Raw genomic sequence first — 321 nt, forward strand, 5'->3', positions numbered from 1 at the left:
AGACCCACTACTTCCATAGCGTCATCACCCCAGTCATCGTCGCCCCAGGACAGCCTCACGTGATTCCGTTAGTGCCAGCGTTTATCGTGCCGCAAGATGGGCATGACAAACAGGACTGTGAGACGGCTGCTGCGAAACGGTGGTTGATGCAGCATGGAGAACGCTTTAGTCCAATGAAGGTAACGGTTTTAGGCGATGACCTCTATTGCCACCAGCCCTTGTGCCAGCAGCTTCTAGACCAACACCTCAACTTCATCCTGGTGTGTCGTCCGCAATCCCACACCACCCTCTATGAGCACCTCGAAGGCATTGACATCCCCA

At 54.5% G+C, this 321-nt stretch carries 1 pseudogene; it reads left to right on the top strand.

Annotated elements, in window-relative coordinates:
• Positions 1-321: pseudogene (locus tag JUJ53_RS19295) on the top strand (ISNCY family transposase); the annotation flags it as partial.

It is taken from the genome of Leptolyngbya sp. CCY15150 (genome assembly GCF_016888135.1).
Lineage (GTDB): Bacteria > Cyanobacteriota > Cyanobacteriia > RECH01 > RECH01 > RECH01.